Genomic DNA, 15,269 nt, shown 5'->3' on the forward strand with positions numbered 1-15,269 from the left:
TGTGCGCTCAGACAACTCTGAGAATAACCGTAACGGTCGTTATCAATTGAATCCAAAAATGCCAGGTAGCTGTGGTCTACAGCCGTTGCCGTGATAAAAACCGTCAGCGTCGGCGGAGGCCAGGGATGGCCCCAGCCGTGAAAGTGGTGTTAGCTGTTTTTTTTGAATCCAGCTTACAGCACGGGCGACTTTGGAGACGCGTGTTCTTCGTGGCTTCAAATCGAGTGAGAAGACTGGTGTTCTTCCAGGCTGAAGCGTCCCCACAGCAGGCGGAATCCCTGGCAGCCGGAGTGCGCCAAATTTAGGCTCATTTAACGGTGCGACTACTTCCCCATACTGAGATGAAACCTGAATTTTATCTTTCAGCCTTTAGTTTACGGCTATTGGTTGAAATCGGCTACGACATCTGCCCAGTGTAAATCAATTTCAACGCCTTAATGTCACCCGGCGATAATTTTGTGTGACCTTGGTCGATTGGATACATGACCGACGTCCGGTCTTGGCTGTGATCTAAGCCTAGCGCATGGCCAATCTCATGAATCGCCACCGAAGTCTCTTGACCAGCTGGATAAGTCACATTTAAGCCGGCTTGTGCTAAATTTAAGGAAGGCGTCCGGTAGCTCAAACCATGCTTAATTGCCGGTCCTCCCTCACCCAACTCCAGAAAATTGGCCCGTGGCATTTCCTTTTCATAAATAAAGAAGGTCAGTCCATTTTGAAAAGTTGTCGGGGTTCCCGCCACGAGATTAACGATGCCGGTCTCGTTATAGACTGCTATCGCCTTGTCAAATAGTGGTTTGAAATCCGGATCAACGTTTTTTGCGAAATGATAATAGTACGTCCGCTGTAATGACCGCGGCTGCACGATTGATTCAATTGGTGTGGCGTGAGCACTCTCGCGTCGACCAACCAGCGGTAAATGAATCCCTGCTGCCTTTGCCACATTGACTGATGATGTCTTTAACGTCTGAATTCCATTGCCCCAAATACCAACCCATACCAAGCTCCCCAACATGACCAACAACAGACCCCAACGTTTTCGCATGGTAGTTTTTTCTCCTCTATCCAGTCTATTGCCAGTTTAGTTGATACATGGGAAAATTACCATTCAAACTCAAGTTTCAAACCAAACGCTACTCTTTTTTAACTTTTCAACACCCGTTAATGAGTTCTCTAATGTGTTTCACAGCCTAATATAACAACGTTTATATTAGGGCTGCTAAAATTGAAAACTGACACTCAGATTCCATCCCAGTAGTGACAAACATTCACGCCGTTAAATGAATCTAATTTGGAACACGATAACTGTCAGGGATTCCGCCTGAAAGTTTTTATCAAGGCACGGTTGTTACCTGGCATTCTTTGGTCCGCTTTAGAGTTAGCCACTTTGTCGTCTGAGGAGACAGTCTCAGCCGACAGGTCAGCAGCTACGGGCTCGGATGACCGGACTACTATGTTGCCTAGTTTTTGTGATCAGGACCGGCATGCCTAATGTTTTAAAACTTTCAATCTTTAGTTAAGATTACCAATTGAATTCTTCGTAGTACACATCTTTAGCCGCAATACCATGTTGTGCCAGTGCACGTTGCCACGTTCGCCCCATGGCTCCTGGTCCTGAAATTAAATACACTGTTGCGGTTGCCTTGAATCCCGCTACTGTTTGTTGCACGTCAAATCGTCCCGTCTGGATGTGTAAGAACAAGTTGGGGTGTAGACGCGCTTGCTGCTGTAATTCCTTGGTGTAGATCAACTGTGTCGCTGTGTGCGCCGTGTAATACAGATCGATTTTAACCGTTGGCTTGGCAGCAATAATTGCCAGCAACGGAACGACACCACTGCCGCCACCAATCAAAACTAATCGGTCGTAGGGCCGTTCTCGCAACAGCGTCGTAAATCGTCCATAGCTCCCCAGTAAACGTGCCTGACTGCCCACTCTCACCGTTTGAATTTGTCGGGTAAAGTCACCATCCCCACGAATCGCGAACACTATCACGCCGTCACCAGCGACGGCATTGACCACAGAAAACGGATGTAACTCCCGTAACCCAGAAATCTCTGGAAATTTTAAAAAGACGTAATCGCCGGCTGCCACCTTTAATTGCTGCGGGTGCCGCAACTGAAAGGTCAGTTCACTGAAATTACTTGTTAGCTGCCGCGTCGCAATTAGTTGTGCTCGAGGTAATCGCCAAACTTGCCGGTACTTTTGCCACAAATACACCCCCATCACCACTGCTGTATACCCGTTGAACAGCCAGATATATGCAGATATTGCCGTGACGTAGCTGATCAGCTGCACGTGAATGAAGACGAGGAATACCGCGACTAGGTTTAACCGGTGGAGCCACACGGAGATTTCGTGGTGAAAGATTGGCTCCAGCAGATGCTTAGCCTGTCGTAACCGGCGACTCCGGTTCGTCAGCCACCCCCCCATAAATACCAGCGAGTAGAGCATGAGGCCGACAAAGAGATCGAAGGCCCAGTCTCCCGTCTGTTTGATCAGACCAAACGACTGCGTCCCCATCTTATGCAGATAGGCTAACCCGATTGCAAACAGACTGAGTACACCGTGGATAACGTAAACACTGGGGAGGCCAATCAACCGGTCCAACCATTTTGGCCGCGTACTCAAATAAATCGCCGCTAAAAACCAGACGTAAGCAATCGACCCCCACTGAATTGCTAGGGCTTCACCAGCGTAGGCCGCCGGCAAACCTAGTGCCAATGCTTGAATCAACGGCAACGGCACAACAAATAGCACCACTAACCACACGATGCCTTGGACATACGGTAGACGTTTTAGCATGATTGCCCCGCCTCCCCCATGACTTGATCAGTTTGATCAACCAAAACGCTCTGTAGCTGGCCGGCCGTAATGCGATAAAACGCTGTTGGTCCCAACTCAATCGCCGCCGTTGCCCAAATATCGGCAGTTATCAGGTTCCGTGCAATAATCGTGGCCTGTTGTAAGGTTCGCGTAGCATCCTGACGAACAATGTGTTCCCCATGTTGACTGGTTCCAGAGGTCGCCATCGCCCCATTTCCCAACTGAAAAGCTGCCAGCACTTGCCGTCGATCGCCGGGGTCTTCAACACCAACCTGCCACCGAAACGATGTCATAGCGGCCACCCCCGTCTGTAGATCTCCAGCACCGTTAATCGCAGCGGCCACCAAGGCCTCATTCGTTAGCAGCGGCCGTAAATAGCGGGTAAACGCCGTTTGAATCGCCCAGCCCTTCACCAGTCCCGTTGGATCAAACAATCCCTTAAAAAAGGGATTAAACGCCCCCTCCGTCACAGTTTGCGCACGAATTGCCAAGCCATAGACTTCTTGGAATTCCGCCGTGAAATCTGTAGCAGCTAATTCCCCACGCTGAAATTGACACACCAACGAAGTGGCACGAAATGGTGAAAACACCTGGTCGATGTGTTGTAGATATTGCGTCACTTTTTGCACGGTGGGCATGATCTGAAAGCTCCGGTCAGCCGCTATCACAACCTTCACTGAAAAGGGCATTCCCATAGCAATGACTTGTTTCGTTATCATTTTTGTCTCTGTCATTGGCTAGCCCTCCGCCTGGTCTAACGCATTCTGCAAGGAACCCGTAAATCCCTTGTAGGTTTCGCTAGCACCGGATACCAACTGGATCTTAGCACTCTGCTTTTTCAAAGCCTCTGCCTTATACGTTGGGAGCGCCTGCGCGTTAATTTCCTTATCGTGACCATTCTCATTGGGGTATTCGAGAACGTTAACGGCTGTAATCTTTCCATTTTTGATAACGGCCTGCACCTGAACGTCTCCCCATTGTGTGGCCGTGGCCTTCCCCGTATAGGACCCATTTTGATAATTTTGATGCGCCGAAGTACTTGGACTAGACGCCACTTTTTGTGAGGAGCTCGCTGTACTGGTCGCCGTCTGTACCATGCTCTGAGCAGTCACATGTCGATTTCTAAAGAAGAGAAGGTACCCATCAATGATCATGGCAATTGTAATGATTAAGGTTAAACCGCCTTGAATTATTCTTTTCATTTCACTCACCTCATTTTGACTTGAAGTATAGAAAGCAATCGTGAAGTTAGTGTGAAGAACCGCTTACAAACTAGCTAAGATAGTTAAGAATATTACCCAAGTTACTACAGCGCTGGCTAACCATGAGAAAAATTATAATTCATTTTAAAAGTCTGAAAACTAACTGCCTGATGTCCCGTACGTCGTCACCAGAATTGCAAAATAAAATCGACTTTTTCAGAGCACACAAAATTCTGAAAAAGTCGATTCTTAATTATGTCCCGGTCCTACATCTAAATTTATTTGAATAACTGTCGTCGTCCCGACTCACTAGCCTTAAAATGAGTGGCCTGCGCCAGATGTGGTAAATCAGGCCGTGCGACCAGTCGTGAATCAGAAACTGCTACAGACTTGGTCTGACCACTCATAGCCATGAGTTCCCAGCCATCACCCAAGATCGCCAGTGCCGCCACCATCGCTAATAACACGCGTTTCACACCTATCACCGCCCTTACTATCGAGCAGTATACCGAGCTTATCCGCAACGAGACAGTATCATGTGTAAGTTAACGCATTCGCCTTACAAAAGTCGATCGGTAATCGTCTTCAAGACACCATCGTGATCATTGTCGATCGCCGTGACATGCGTCGCTGTGGCCTGAATTTCCGGCTTAGCATTACACATCGCCCAGCCCTCACCAGCAAATTGAAGTAAGGGCACATCGTTCGCGCCATCACCAAAGGCCATGATTTCAGCGGCGCTCACGTCAAATCGTTGCGCTAACCACTGAACGGCCTGCAGCTTGCCCACATTACCGGCAACCACGTCCGCCACGCCATAACCGCTGTCATGGGCGCGTAACTCCCCAGCAAAATCCGCGTTCATCTGTGTGACCAATTGATGCGCCTGGTCAGGTGTCGTCGACACACTAATCTTTTTGATTCGATCCGTCACGGTGCTCAGATCATCAACCAGTTGTAAATGATCATAAAACTTCTTGGCCGCATCGATCAAGACCTGCGGTGCCCCGGTCTGCGTATAGGATCCCCGCTGGCCCACCAAAATCAGGTAAGATTCTCGCAGATAGTCACGTTGCCAATCGACCGTCACAAAACGTTGCACTTGCTCTGGCGTCAAGCTGCCATCGAAGACCTGTTGGCCCTTTAAATAAATGGACGCCCCGTTTTCCGCAACGACCGCTAAATTGTCCGCCATGACTGGTGCAAACAACTGTTGCAGGTGGGCATACTGATTTCCTGATGACAAGACCAAGGTAATGCCCTTAGCCGCCAAGTGACACAACGTGGTCTTTAACAAGGCCTGATTATAACTCTGATCTCCGTGCAACAACGTCCCGTTCAGGTCAGTCGCGATTAATTTGATTGCCACGTTCTCACTCCTCAATTTATCTTCGTACGCTACATTATACGCGAAAAAAGGGAAAGTCCTCAAGTGAACCTTTAACTTTACCCGAAAACTCACCTCACCGTGGCAGTCCAGTCCGCTTCTCAGTCGACATCAATTTCAACACAAAAAAGCCCCCAGAAGCCGCGGACTTCATGGGAGCTTTTAAACTAAATTGAATTAGTTGTTTGCGTTCTTAACCGCAACGACCTGACGGCCATCGTAGAAACCACAACTTGGGCAAACCATGTGTGACTTACGTAATTCACCACAGTTAGGGCAAGCAGTTAAATTAGGCATCGTTAACTTAATGTGACCACGACGCATAGCCTTTTTCGTCTTAGACGTTTTCCGCTTAGGTACAGCCAAAGAAAACACCTCCTTCAAATAAATTATATCCACTAGTGAAAAAATTTTTAAGGCTTACAAAGAAGATTATTGATCATCCTGATCAGGGAAGAAATCTTTTAACTTTGCAAGACGTGGATCAACTGATTGATTTTCCTTCTCCACCTTAGCAAGGTCAGCCTCAGCAACGACTTCCCAGTCATCACCAGTTGGCATCTCAGCACCTTGTTGTTCAGCTTTTGAAAGAATGTGCATCGGAATCTGTAAAATAATGTTATCCCCGATGGCCTTTTCAATATCGATCTGGTCATCTTTAACCACCATCACAACGTCGGTCTTCTCGTACCGTTGCGTTGCGGCAGGGTCAGAAACATAAAATTCCGTCATTTTGAAATCTACGGGTAAGTCTACCGGCTCGAGTGAGCGGCTAGACGGGACCGTTAAGTCCGCGGTTACCTGTGCATCAACGACAACGTCACCTGCCACGACGGAAACAACTCCCTTAGCGTGGACGGGACTTAAATCTAAAACATCATCGCCATAGCGTTCCATCAAGTCCGCTTTTAAATCCAGCGTTTCATCGAACGTTAGCGGATCATTCCGGTGATTCTTGCGGAGCTCGGTCAATGACCATTTCATCGCAATCCCTCCAATGCAACGTGATAAATTATACCTGTCAAAAAATGTGATGTCAAGGTAATTTCCTTGATAGTCACTCTGAAATCGTTTTTTTCACTGGGATTCGGCCATAATCCTGATCTTCACCGGTAATTAAGGTCCGTAGTGCCCCCAACCGATCGTCAAACTCGCCGGGACCCTTTTGCCAATCCCGGTCTGCTCGACTGATCAGCGGTAGGCGCACTTGTTTCTTAATCTGGTGGAGATATGCCTGACCCGCTGCTGAATACCCCAACACACGTAGATACTGTGGTTGCGGCTGCATCTCCGCTGGCTTGGCCTGGACCAACAAGTAGGCCGACTGACGTTGTAAGCGCGTATAAGTATAACGCTTCGTCTTGACGGCATGCATAAACGCTGCAAAGCTCTCGCTCGTTAACGCCGCTTTTTTCAAGCGATACTCAACACCCTCGGTGATTTGGTACATTTGCCGTAAGTCAACCACATCACCACTAACCAACTGATAGCGCAACAATGGCCAGAAATCTTCCCAGCTCGTCAATTGCGCCATCTGCAGCAGGTCTAAGGTCGTTGCCGGGACAACCGGCACAACGGCCGACCAATTACCCTTTAAGGCCGCAGAACGCACCGCAGTCGCACTTGCGAAAGCCGATGCCGTTTTAATCGTGGCATCATTGTGCTGACTACCTTTTCTGGGCAACGGTACCAGCGTCAGCGGATCCCCTTGCCGGCGATTCGCCAAGGCGTAGAAGAAGCCCAGAATATCATTGGCTGCATTCAGGGTAATCCCCGTTTGCTCCCGCAGGTATCCTTGAAAAAGTGAGGCATACGTCTGATCAAAGCGTTTAAACGTCGCCGGATCAGTCGGTAAATGGGTCATCAGCTGCTCGTAATCCATGTCAGGGTGTTCGGTCCCAAATGCTAACCATTGGCACTGAAGCGCCGCTAAGAGGCTCACACCGCCAGCAGCAAATAAATGAGCTGGCTGCAGAGCCGCCGCACCGGGCAGTTCCACGACCAAATCAACCCCCCCGGCTAAAGCTGCCTGGGTACGTTGCCATTTATCCATCAACGCTGGCTCACCACGTTGGACCCAGTTGCCACTCATGGCCGCAACGACCACATTGGCTCCCGTTTGCGCGCGGGCCTGTTCAACCTGATAGCGATGCCCATTGTGAAATGGATTATACTCCGCAATGATTCCCACTGCCCGTAACGTCATGCTATGCCTCCCGTGTTACCTCGAAGAACCAGCGAGTCGTATCAGCCGTAACGTCACTATTGCCAAAGTCAGCGCTGACCCGGTTCACCGTCAGTCCAGCCTGCTTCAAAGCAGCCTGATAGTCGGCTAGCGGGTACGTCCGCTCGTGGTGGAGTTCCGTTACTTTACGGTATTCGCCGGTCTCTTCGTTCAACGTGAAGAAGGCCAAATCATGTTCCGCCGCGTGTTCTTCGTCTTCAATTCCATAACTGGTCCAGACAAAGGCCCGGGTATCATCGACGTAGTTGTACATGTAACCAGGATAAACATCATCCGTTTGGTGCGGCGTGATGACGTCAAACAAGAACTTGCCGCCCACGTTTAGGTGATCTCGAACCTGGGTAAAGGCCTGGGTCACTTCGTCGAGATCAGTCAAATAACAGAATGAATCCGCAAAGCAAGTTACCGTTTGGTACGTGCTCTCTAGTCCACTCAGATCCAACATGTTGCCAGCAACTAACGGCATGCTCACCTGGTCTTCTTCGGCGTGCTTCGCTGCTAGTGCGAGCATGTCCTCAGAAAGGTCCAAGCCACTCACGTCGTAGCCTGCCTTGGCTAATAGGACGCCTAGGCGACCACTCCCACATGCAAGATCAAGGAGTGGACCGCTGGTTGGGGCGACCCTAGCGGCGACAAAATCCAGCCATTGATCGTACATGGCTGGATCGAATAGTTCGTCGTAAAGCTCAGCAAAGGATTGATAGATCATGCTTCAACCCATTGACCAAGATCAACTTCTGGAGCGTCAGACCACAACTTCTCTAAGTTGTAGTGGCTCCGTTGGTCCTTTTGGAACACGTGAACGACCACGTCGCCAAGATCGATTAAGATCCAGGTGGCTTCATTTTTACCTTCAACGTCGCGAATTGCAACATCATTGGCACTCATTTGATCGGTAATCTCGTCCGCAATAGCTTGAACTTGACGGTTAGAATTAGCCTCCATAATCAGGAAGTAATCAGCCATTAAACTCACCTTAGTCATATCTAAAGCGGTCATTTCTTCTGCTCGCTTGCTTTCAGCGGCTTTAACTGCGATTTCTAAAATTTCTTTGCTTTCCATGCAAGTACTCCTCTCAAACGTTGGGATAACGCGGTACCCACGCATTGTAGGTATCAATAGTTTTGGGATAAACCTTTTGGTTATTTTCGATCAGGTAAGCTAACGTGTGTTTGGTTTGAAACGCCACCCCGGCTCCCAGGTCCTGAGCCGTAATTTTGCGGGCCTCGTCTACACCAGGAAAGTCACGACCGGGTTCAATAAAATCGGCCATGTACACGATCTGCTCGAGGGGTGACATGTACACCGCCCCCGTCGTATGATGCCGAATTGCATTCAAGATGTCTTCGTCGTAAATGCCCAATTCATGTTTAACCAGTTCCGCACCGACGACCCCGTGCCAAATGGCATTGCCATAATTTAACAGCTCTGGGTCCAAATGGTACTGCTTAATGGCCGCAATAAAATCTTCGTCCGGACGCTGCTTAGCGTAGTCGTGCGTCAGACCAGCAATACTGGCCTTTTCCTGATCGACGTCGTTAGCCTGCGCCAACTTCACGGCTGTCTGTTCCACCCGCTGGACGTGAGCAAACCGCTTCGGTCGCAAGTGTTGCTCGATACGATCCAACAACTCCTGGCGCGTGCCAGCAAAAATATTTTCTGTATACGTTCGTTCAGTCACGATATAACAGATGCTCCTTTATATAGAGGTCGACCATGGTCGGCACCAGGTAACGCACGGATTGGCCGCGACGCACCTGATCTCTAACCATCGTCGAGCTGATTCCGATTTGGGGAACGTCGACCCACAGCACAGGATACGGCGATTCACGCGTAAACCCTTGGCGACAGACACCCACGAATTGTACCAACTTCACTAACTCATCAATGCGGTACCATTTTGGCAAATAGGCCACCATGTCCCCACCGATAATAAAGTAATACTGATTCTCTGGATGAGCCTGTGTCAATTGTCGCATGGTGTCGTAAGAGTAACTCCGACCACCACGTGCAACTTCCGTTAACTCCAAATCAAAGCGCGGATTGTCCGCAATGGCCGCCTTCACCATCGCCACGCGATCCTTGGCCGGAATCGTTATCTTCCGGTCAACGTGCGGTGGCTCAGCGTCAGGCATAAATAAAACGCGATCTAAACCAAGCTGTGTCGCCACTTGATCCGCAATCACCAAGTGTCCTAAATGGGGCGGATTAAACGTTCCCCCTAGAATACCGATGCGACGTTTCTTCGCCGTAGCCGCCATCTCTGTAGCGACCTGCGTACTCGTTCGTTCTAAAATTTTGACCACGCCAGTCAAACCTCCCTACATATTTTCAACGACTGCTGAAATCTTTTGATTCTCTTCATCCGTTGCGACCCGGTACAAAACCAGTACCCGACCGATCGTTTGGACGACCTGAATGTCAGTGTTGTCTTCGATAAATGCCTTGGTTTCGTCAACGGAAACGTCCGCACTCTGTTGGAGATTGATCTTAATTAGTTCGCGATTCTCTAACGCCCCGGTCAATTGATCCAACCAAGCCTGCGTTAACCCATTCTTTCCCACGGAAAAAAGTGGGTGCATGGCGTGTGCATGTGCGCGTAAATACCGTTTTTGTTTGCCTCGTAACAAGTTTTATTCCTCCATTATTAAATCATTGCTCGTCGTAGTAAAACACCAACACCGGCGGGGGCCCAACCGGTCACATTGACCCCGGCAGGCAGACTGATCCAGCCCAGTCCTTCAAAGACTAAGTCACTCTTCTCAGTGGTCTTGAATTCATGTGCGACTAAAGGTGGGAAATCATCCTTGTCGTCAGCGTGTGGTGGTGTGAGTAGCTGCCCTAATTGCCGGTCGTAAAAGTCATCGGCGTTTTCTAGCTTCGTTCGGTGAATGTACAAGTTGTTTTCGAAGTATGCCGTGAACCCACTCTTAGGCCCATTCGTATAGTCAAACCGTGCAATACCGCCTAAGAAGAGGGTTTGTTGGCTCTCCAATTGGTAAACTTTAGGCTTGATCTGCTTTTGCGGCGTCACAAGCTTCAGGTCCTTTCCATCTAGGAAGTGAGCCATCTGTTCGTTTTGAATGATCCCTGGTGTGTCGACCAACACGTGATCGTCATCCAGTGGTAATTCAATTTTATCCAGTGTTGTTCCTGGGAACCGTGATGTGGTAATTAAGTCTTTGACCCCTGTGTTTTGCCGGATGATCTGATTGATCAAGGTAGACTTACCCACGTTGGTAACACCGACAACGTAAACGTCACGGTCGCCACGGTACTTGTTGATCATTTGTAGTAACTGATCGACGGATTGGTTGGTCTTAGCACTTAGCAACGTTACGTCAATTGGCCGCAATCCTTGCTCGTTAGCCCGTTGCCGTAACCAGTCTTGTAACTTGCTGCGCTTCAAAGAACGCGGTAAGAGGTCTTCTTTGTTCCCCACCAGTAAGATTGGGTTATTACCCACAAACCGGTGAAGTCCTGGAATCACACTTCCGTTGAAATCAAAGATGTCCACAACGTACACAATCAGTGCATTAGCATCCTGAATCTGCGTCAATAAATGTAAGAAATCATCGTCAGTCAGTCCCACGGGAACAATTTCATTGTAATGCCGTAATCTAAAGCACCGTTGGCAATACACTTCTTGGTTCTCCATGCCCTTATCTAATGCCGACTGCGGCGTGTACCCCGGTGCCGTCTTGTCCGTCGTTTGAATCTCCGCGCCACAGCCAATGCAATGGAGCGGCTCACCGTCAACTAGAACGGATTCAGTGTGTTTTTCGTTCATTAAGATCCTCCTGCCAAGTTAATTCTGGATAATTGTGGCGTAACCGCCACATTACAACTTTTTCCAACACGCGATTGCCCTTGGTAATCCACGCATCAGATTTTAAAATTGGTTTGACCAATACGCTACGAATACCCGTGTGATGGGCAGACCACACGTCCGTCAGTAATTGATCGCCCACCATGATGACCTCATCACGGCGCAGGTGCCACCGCCGCAAAGCACGTCTCAATCCCCACGATAACGGTTTTAGTGCCCGATGAATGTACGGGAGGTTAAACGGTGCGACCGCCCGATCAACTCGTGCGCGGCTATTATTCGACACAACAATCACACGAATCCCGGCGAGTTCAAGTAGCGTCAACCAGTGACGTAACTCAGGTGTCCCGTCTGGGTTATTCCACGCAATCAACGTATTATCTAGGTCCGTCAAAACTGCTCGAACCCCATTTTCACGTAGTTGCTGTGGTGTCAAATCGTATATGTTCGTAACCATCCACGTGGGTTTAAATTGAGAAACCATGCGGGTGACTGCCCCCCTTCGTCCATTTGCCAATAATGGCATGTCTAGCTTTTTATTATACGCAATCCCAGTCAATTTTACCACCATCAACGGCTGAGATTCCCTAACTTTACAGTTCAGATTGATTATACCGCACTACGGTTGCCAGGGATTCCATGCGGGGGGTGCCAGTGGTTAGCTAATAAAAAAGACCTCGCATACGCGAAGTCCCCTTTTCATTAACTGAAATTAAGCAGCCAATGCTTCTTTAGCTTGGTCAGCTAAAGCAGTGAAAGCACTAGCATCGTTAACTGCTAAGTCGGCTAACATCTTCCGGTTAACGTCGATGTTGGCTAACTTCAAGCCGTGCATCAACTTGCTGTAGCTCAGACCGTTCATCCGGGCTGCTGCGTTGATCCGGGCAATCCAAAGCTTACGGAAGTTACGCTTCGTAGCTTTACGGTCACGGAAGGCGTATTGACGGCCCTTCATGACTTGGTCCTTAGCTACCTTAAATAAACGGTGCTTAGAACCACGGTAACCCTTAGCTAACTTTAAAACCTTCTTGCGACGTGCGCGTGTAACAGTACCGCCTTTAACTCGTGGCATAATCTTTTCCTCCTAAATCAATTCAAACATTATGTCGACATTTCGTCGACCCGAAAAATTAGTGACCGGCTTACTTTTGTAAAAGTGAGCGGTAAGTCTTGATGGTCGTTTCGTTCATCATCCGGGTACCACGAAGGTTCCGGCGTTGCTTCTTGGTCTTACCGTGGAAACGGTGAGACGTGTATGCGTTGGCACTCTTGATACCGCCCTTGGCAGTTACTTTGAAACGCTTAGCTGCGGCGCGGTTAGTCTTCATCTTTGGCATAATACGAAATATCCTCCTTAAATCGGTAGCTAGGCTACCCAATCAATCACTTATTCTCAGCGATGGGTGACAACATGAGGAACATGCTGCGACCATCCATCTTTGGTCGTTGTTCAACAGTAGCGACGTCAGAAGTTTCCTGAGCCATTCGGTTGAGCACCTCACGACCAATGTCCTTATGCGTAATTGCCCGACCCTTAAACCGAATTGAGACCCGAACTTTTTCACCCTTGGCCAAAAACTTCTTAGCGTTCTTGAGCTTGGTGTTAAAGTCGTTGGTATCAATCGTTGGGCTGAGCCGTACTTCTTTGACACTGATCACTTTTTGCTTTTTACGAGCTTCGCGTTGCTTCTTTTGCAACTCAAAGCGGTATTTCCCGTAGTCCATGATGCGGGCTACTGGTGGCTTAGCTTTCGGTGCAACCAAAACTAAATCGAGGTTACTGTCTTCAGCAATCTGCAAAGCTTCTTGCTTAGACTTAATGCCCAATTGTTCACCGTCACCAGCAATCAATCGAACTTCGCGTGCGCGAATCCCCTCGTTGACAATCGTGTCGTTTGCTATGGTAATCCACCTCCAAAATAATCTCGAGAACTGCAGAAATCTCACTCACAAAAAAATGCGGGAACCTTTGATGAAAATCAAACGGCTCCCGCACCAAAATCCAATCTAAAAGATTAGATAACGTGCATATCCAGCCCAATAACCAACGTCATAAGGCGAGAAGCGGAAGCCTCTGCTTAATTTCTCAACTTAACCATCATACCAGCTAACCCGTTTCATGTCAACGAGTGTTTCAGAGTTTTTCAGAAACTAGCTGGACTCATCGTCAACTTACTTTAATCATCGGTCGCGCCACTGCCTAAAACCTGATTGCTATGATCCAGTCGGTTGATGACAAAGGTCAAGACGATGATTCCAAATCCGATGACGTAAACCCAATGTAACCCATTATACAGAATCTGTCGGAGAGTTGGCAACAATTTTTCTGGCAACCCACTCGCCGTCTGTGGATTAATCAACCGGTTCATCATAGCCATGTTCGTCCCAGCGGAATGTGTAATTCCCTGCTGCATCCCCGTATTCAGGATAATCCCAAAAATGGAGACCATCAACGTTTGGCCAATCGTCCGCCCTAACGTATTGAATGAGGTCGCCACCCCAACATTTTCAGCTGAGACCAAACGCTGCGAAGTCAATGTCGTCGTTGTCATGGCGATTCCGAATCCAAACCCATTGATGGCGGTGATCACAAAGAACCAGCCAAACGACGCCTGGATCGGCAGTAAAGCCAGGGCCAAGCCGGCCACCAAAATGAAGGTGAGGCTAAAGTATAAGATCCGGCGGGGCGTCCACCGCGCTAAAAAGTAACTCGTTGCAAAGGCGCCCACGACCCACATCAGCGAGTTGGGCGTCAAAGCTAAGCCAGCCTCAGAAGCGGAAACACCGTGAATTCCCTGACCCCAAGTCGGCACGTAAACGGTCAACGCCATGAGATACCCATTAATCAGTGCCGCAATCACATTTTGTACGATAAACGGTCGATTTTTAAAGAGTTCTAGCGAAATAATCGGGTCGACCGCTCGCTTTTCCCGCCGAACGAATAAAATCAGGCTGACCATACTGATGACCAGGCTCCCCATAACTGCAGCCCAGACAATGGACTGGTTACTCAACTCTTGAAAACTCAACATTAAGCTGAGTAGACACACCATTAACCAAAAACTGCCTAAGTAGTCGATGCTCTCTTCTCGCTGCCGCTTGGGTTCATGTAAGTATAATTGAAATAATATCATGGTAATTAACCCAATCGGAACGTTGATGAAGAAAATCCAATGCCAGCTGAGCTTGTCAATGATGATGCCACCCAATAAGGGGGCCAACACCGCAGCAATGCCCCAGGCAGAGTTAGTAATTCCCAAAATCTTCGCGCGTTTTTCAATCGAATAGATATCGGCAATAATCGTCATCGAAACGGGAAGCAATGCCCCCGCCCCGATACCTTGAATCGCACGCCAGAAAATTAGGACTGGCATGCTAGTGGCTAAACCACTCATCGCCGATCCCACGATAAACACGCCCAGGCCAAACTGCATGATTGGCTTACGGCCAAGCACATCTGCAAGCTTGCCATAAATCGGTGTCACCATCGCCGTGGCCAGTAAATAGATTGAAAATACCCAGTTCATCAACGCCACACCATGTAGATTCCCGACAATCGTGGGCAAGGCTGTCGACACGATGGTCCCTTCAATGGCGCTCACGAACGTTGCCACGTAAATTGCTATCGTCACGGCGAGCACATTTGTTTTTGGCTGTGACATTTTTACCATCTTCTTTCTAACATCACAAGTTACGCCGATACGTTAAGGTTATTACTTCCAAGACGACCGTCACTGATCTGCTTCCCTAACACCAGTCTCTGCGGGCAACTCTATTAACTA

The 15,269-nt window shown here is 48.7% G+C and carries 20 protein-coding genes and 1 other annotated feature; all 20 genes read right to left on the bottom strand.

The window, feature by feature from the left end:
- Positions 1-397: 397 nt before the first annotated feature.
- Positions 398-1,045 (bottom strand): matrixin family metalloprotease, encoded by a 648-nt coding sequence (locus FAY32_RS03525; protein WP_143462078.1) that lies wholly within the window; start codon positions 1,043-1,045, stop codon positions 398-400.
- 477 nt (positions 1,046-1,522) lie between these two features.
- On the bottom strand, positions 1,523-2,803 hold the full coding sequence (locus tag FAY32_RS03530; protein ID WP_143462079.1) for an FAD-binding oxidoreductase: 1,281 nt from the start codon (positions 2,801-2,803) through the stop codon (positions 1,523-1,525).
- Positions 2,797-3,558 carry an FAD:protein FMN transferase gene (locus FAY32_RS03535; RefSeq protein ID WP_143462080.1) on the bottom strand — a complete coding sequence of 254 codons (762 nt, stop codon included), beginning with the start codon at positions 3,556-3,558 and terminating at the stop codon, positions 2,797-2,799. Before FAY32_RS03535 ends, FAY32_RS03530 begins: the two co-directional genes overlap by 7 nt.
- A gap of 3 nt (positions 3,559-3,561) precedes the next feature.
- Complete coding sequence (locus FAY32_RS03540; RefSeq protein ID WP_143462081.1) at positions 3,562-4,026, bottom strand: FMN-binding protein; 465 nt, start codon at positions 4,024-4,026, stop codon at positions 3,562-3,564.
- A 278-nt stretch (positions 4,027-4,304) separates the two neighbouring features.
- Entirely contained in the window at positions 4,305-4,502 is a 198-nt protein-coding gene (locus FAY32_RS03545) for a hypothetical protein (RefSeq protein ID WP_158727531.1), read from the bottom strand.
- A gap of 83 nt (positions 4,503-4,585) precedes the next feature.
- Positions 4,586-5,395: a Cof-type HAD-IIB family hydrolase gene (locus FAY32_RS03550; RefSeq protein ID WP_143462083.1), complete on the bottom strand. Its 810-nt coding sequence runs from the start codon at positions 5,393-5,395 to the stop codon at positions 4,586-4,588.
- A 195-nt stretch (positions 5,396-5,590) separates the two neighbouring features.
- Positions 5,591-5,779: a 50S ribosomal protein L32 gene (gene rpmF / locus FAY32_RS03555; protein WP_048731903.1), complete on the bottom strand. Its 189-nt coding sequence runs from the start codon at positions 5,777-5,779 to the stop codon at positions 5,591-5,593.
- Positions 5,780-5,845: 66 nt separating this feature from the next.
- Complete coding sequence (locus tag FAY32_RS03560) at positions 5,846-6,397, bottom strand: DUF177 domain-containing protein (RefSeq protein WP_143462084.1); 552 nt, start codon at positions 6,395-6,397, stop codon at positions 5,846-5,848.
- Positions 6,398-6,470: 73 nt separating this feature from the next.
- The gene (locus FAY32_RS03565; protein ID WP_143462085.1) at positions 6,471-7,619 is read right to left on the bottom strand and encodes a nucleotidyltransferase; all 1,149 of its coding nucleotides are present in this window, start codon (positions 7,617-7,619) and stop codon (positions 6,471-6,473) included.
- Position 7,620: 1 nt separating this feature from the next.
- On the bottom strand, positions 7,621-8,367 hold the full coding sequence (locus FAY32_RS03570) for a class I SAM-dependent DNA methyltransferase (protein ID WP_143462086.1): 747 nt from the start codon (positions 8,365-8,367) through the stop codon (positions 7,621-7,623).
- Entirely contained in the window at positions 8,364-8,720 is a 357-nt protein-coding gene (gene rsfS, locus FAY32_RS03575) for a ribosome silencing factor (protein ID WP_143462087.1), read from the bottom strand. The genes FAY32_RS03570 and rsfS overlap by 4 nt, the downstream gene beginning before the upstream one ends.
- A gap of 13 nt (positions 8,721-8,733) precedes the next feature.
- On the bottom strand, positions 8,734-9,339 hold the full coding sequence (gene yqeK, locus FAY32_RS03580) for a bis(5'-nucleosyl)-tetraphosphatase (symmetrical) YqeK (protein WP_143462088.1): 606 nt from the start codon (positions 9,337-9,339) through the stop codon (positions 8,734-8,736).
- Positions 9,332-9,964 (bottom strand): nicotinate-nucleotide adenylyltransferase, encoded by a 633-nt coding sequence (locus tag FAY32_RS03585; RefSeq protein ID WP_143462089.1) that lies wholly within the window; start codon positions 9,962-9,964, stop codon positions 9,332-9,334. Before FAY32_RS03585 ends, yqeK begins: the two co-directional genes overlap by 8 nt.
- Positions 9,965-9,979: 15 nt before the next feature.
- Positions 9,980-10,288 carry a YhbY family RNA-binding protein gene (locus FAY32_RS03590; RefSeq protein ID WP_143462090.1) on the bottom strand — a complete coding sequence of 103 codons (309 nt, stop codon included), beginning with the start codon at positions 10,286-10,288 and terminating at the stop codon, positions 9,980-9,982.
- A 17-nt stretch (positions 10,289-10,305) separates the two neighbouring features.
- Positions 10,306-11,448, bottom strand: a complete 1,143-nt coding sequence (gene yqeH / locus FAY32_RS03595) for a ribosome biogenesis GTPase YqeH (RefSeq protein WP_143462091.1) — start codon at positions 11,446-11,448, stop codon at positions 10,306-10,308.
- Positions 11,429-11,971, bottom strand: a complete 543-nt coding sequence (locus tag FAY32_RS03600; protein WP_143462092.1) for a YqeG family HAD IIIA-type phosphatase — start codon at positions 11,969-11,971, stop codon at positions 11,429-11,431. Before FAY32_RS03600 ends, yqeH begins: the two co-directional genes overlap by 20 nt.
- Positions 11,972-12,199: 228 nt before the next feature.
- Positions 12,200-12,559 (bottom strand): 50S ribosomal protein L20, encoded by a 360-nt coding sequence (rplT, locus tag FAY32_RS03605; RefSeq protein ID WP_048731924.1) that lies wholly within the window; start codon positions 12,557-12,559, stop codon positions 12,200-12,202.
- A gap of 70 nt (positions 12,560-12,629) precedes the next feature.
- Positions 12,630-12,824 carry a 50S ribosomal protein L35 gene (rpmI, locus tag FAY32_RS03610; RefSeq protein WP_045806761.1) on the bottom strand — a complete coding sequence of 65 codons (195 nt, stop codon included), beginning with the start codon at positions 12,822-12,824 and terminating at the stop codon, positions 12,630-12,632.
- A gap of 46 nt (positions 12,825-12,870) precedes the next feature.
- Entirely contained in the window at positions 12,871-13,395 is a 525-nt protein-coding gene (gene infC, locus FAY32_RS03615) for a translation initiation factor IF-3 (RefSeq protein ID WP_225428278.1), read from the bottom strand.
- A 37-nt stretch (positions 13,396-13,432) separates the two neighbouring features.
- Positions 13,433-13,573: a sequence feature (ribosomal protein L20 leader region), on the bottom strand.
- 91 nt (positions 13,574-13,664) lie between these two features.
- Positions 13,665-15,149: an MDR family MFS transporter gene (locus FAY32_RS03620; RefSeq protein WP_143462093.1), complete on the bottom strand. Its 1,485-nt coding sequence runs from the start codon at positions 15,147-15,149 to the stop codon at positions 13,665-13,667.
- Between the last annotated feature and the right edge of the window lie 120 nt (positions 15,150-15,269).

Origin of the sequence: Levilactobacillus enshiensis, assembly GCF_007115095.1 — a bacterium.
Taxonomy (GTDB): domain Bacteria; phylum Bacillota; class Bacilli; order Lactobacillales; family Lactobacillaceae; genus Levilactobacillus; species Levilactobacillus enshiensis.

Coding starts and splice junctions, on each gene's coding strand:
- yqeH (WP_143462091.1), bottom strand. CDS start 11,448: ATGAACGAAAAACACACTGAATCCGTTCTAGTTGACGGTGAGCCGCTC.
- rplT (WP_048731924.1), bottom strand. CDS start 12,559: ATGCCACGAGTTAAAGGCGGTACTGTTACACGCGCACGTCGCAAGAAG.
- rpmI (WP_045806761.1), bottom strand. CDS start 12,824: ATGCCAAAGATGAAGACTAACCGCGCCGCAGCTAAGCGTTTCAAAGTA.
- FAY32_RS03600 (WP_143462092.1), bottom strand. CDS start 11,971: ATGGTTTCTCAATTTAAACCCACGTGGATGGTTACGAACATATACGAT.
- rsfS (WP_143462087.1), bottom strand. CDS start 8,720: ATGGAAAGCAAAGAAATTTTAGAAATCGCAGTTAAAGCCGCTGAAAGC.
- FAY32_RS03530 (WP_143462079.1), bottom strand. CDS start 2,803: ATGCTAAAACGTCTACCGTATGTCCAAGGCATCGTGTGGTTAGTGGTG.
- FAY32_RS03525 (WP_143462078.1), bottom strand. CDS start 1,045: ATGCGAAAACGTTGGGGTCTGTTGTTGGTCATGTTGGGGAGCTTGGTA.
- FAY32_RS03620 (WP_143462093.1), bottom strand. CDS start 15,149: ATGTCACAGCCAAAAACAAATGTGCTCGCCGTGACGATAGCAATTTAC.
- FAY32_RS03560 (WP_143462084.1), bottom strand. CDS start 6,397: ATGAAATGGTCATTGACCGAGCTCCGCAAGAATCACCGGAATGATCCG.
- FAY32_RS03535 (WP_143462080.1), bottom strand. CDS start 3,558: ATGACAGAGACAAAAATGATAACGAAACAAGTCATTGCTATGGGAATG.
- FAY32_RS03565 (WP_143462085.1), bottom strand. CDS start 7,619: ATGACGTTACGGGCAGTGGGAATCATTGCGGAGTATAATCCATTTCAC.
- FAY32_RS03570 (WP_143462086.1), bottom strand. CDS start 8,367: ATGATCTATCAATCCTTTGCTGAGCTTTACGACGAACTATTCGATCCA.
- FAY32_RS03540 (WP_143462081.1), bottom strand. CDS start 4,026: ATGAAAAGAATAATTCAAGGCGGTTTAACCTTAATCATTACAATTGCC.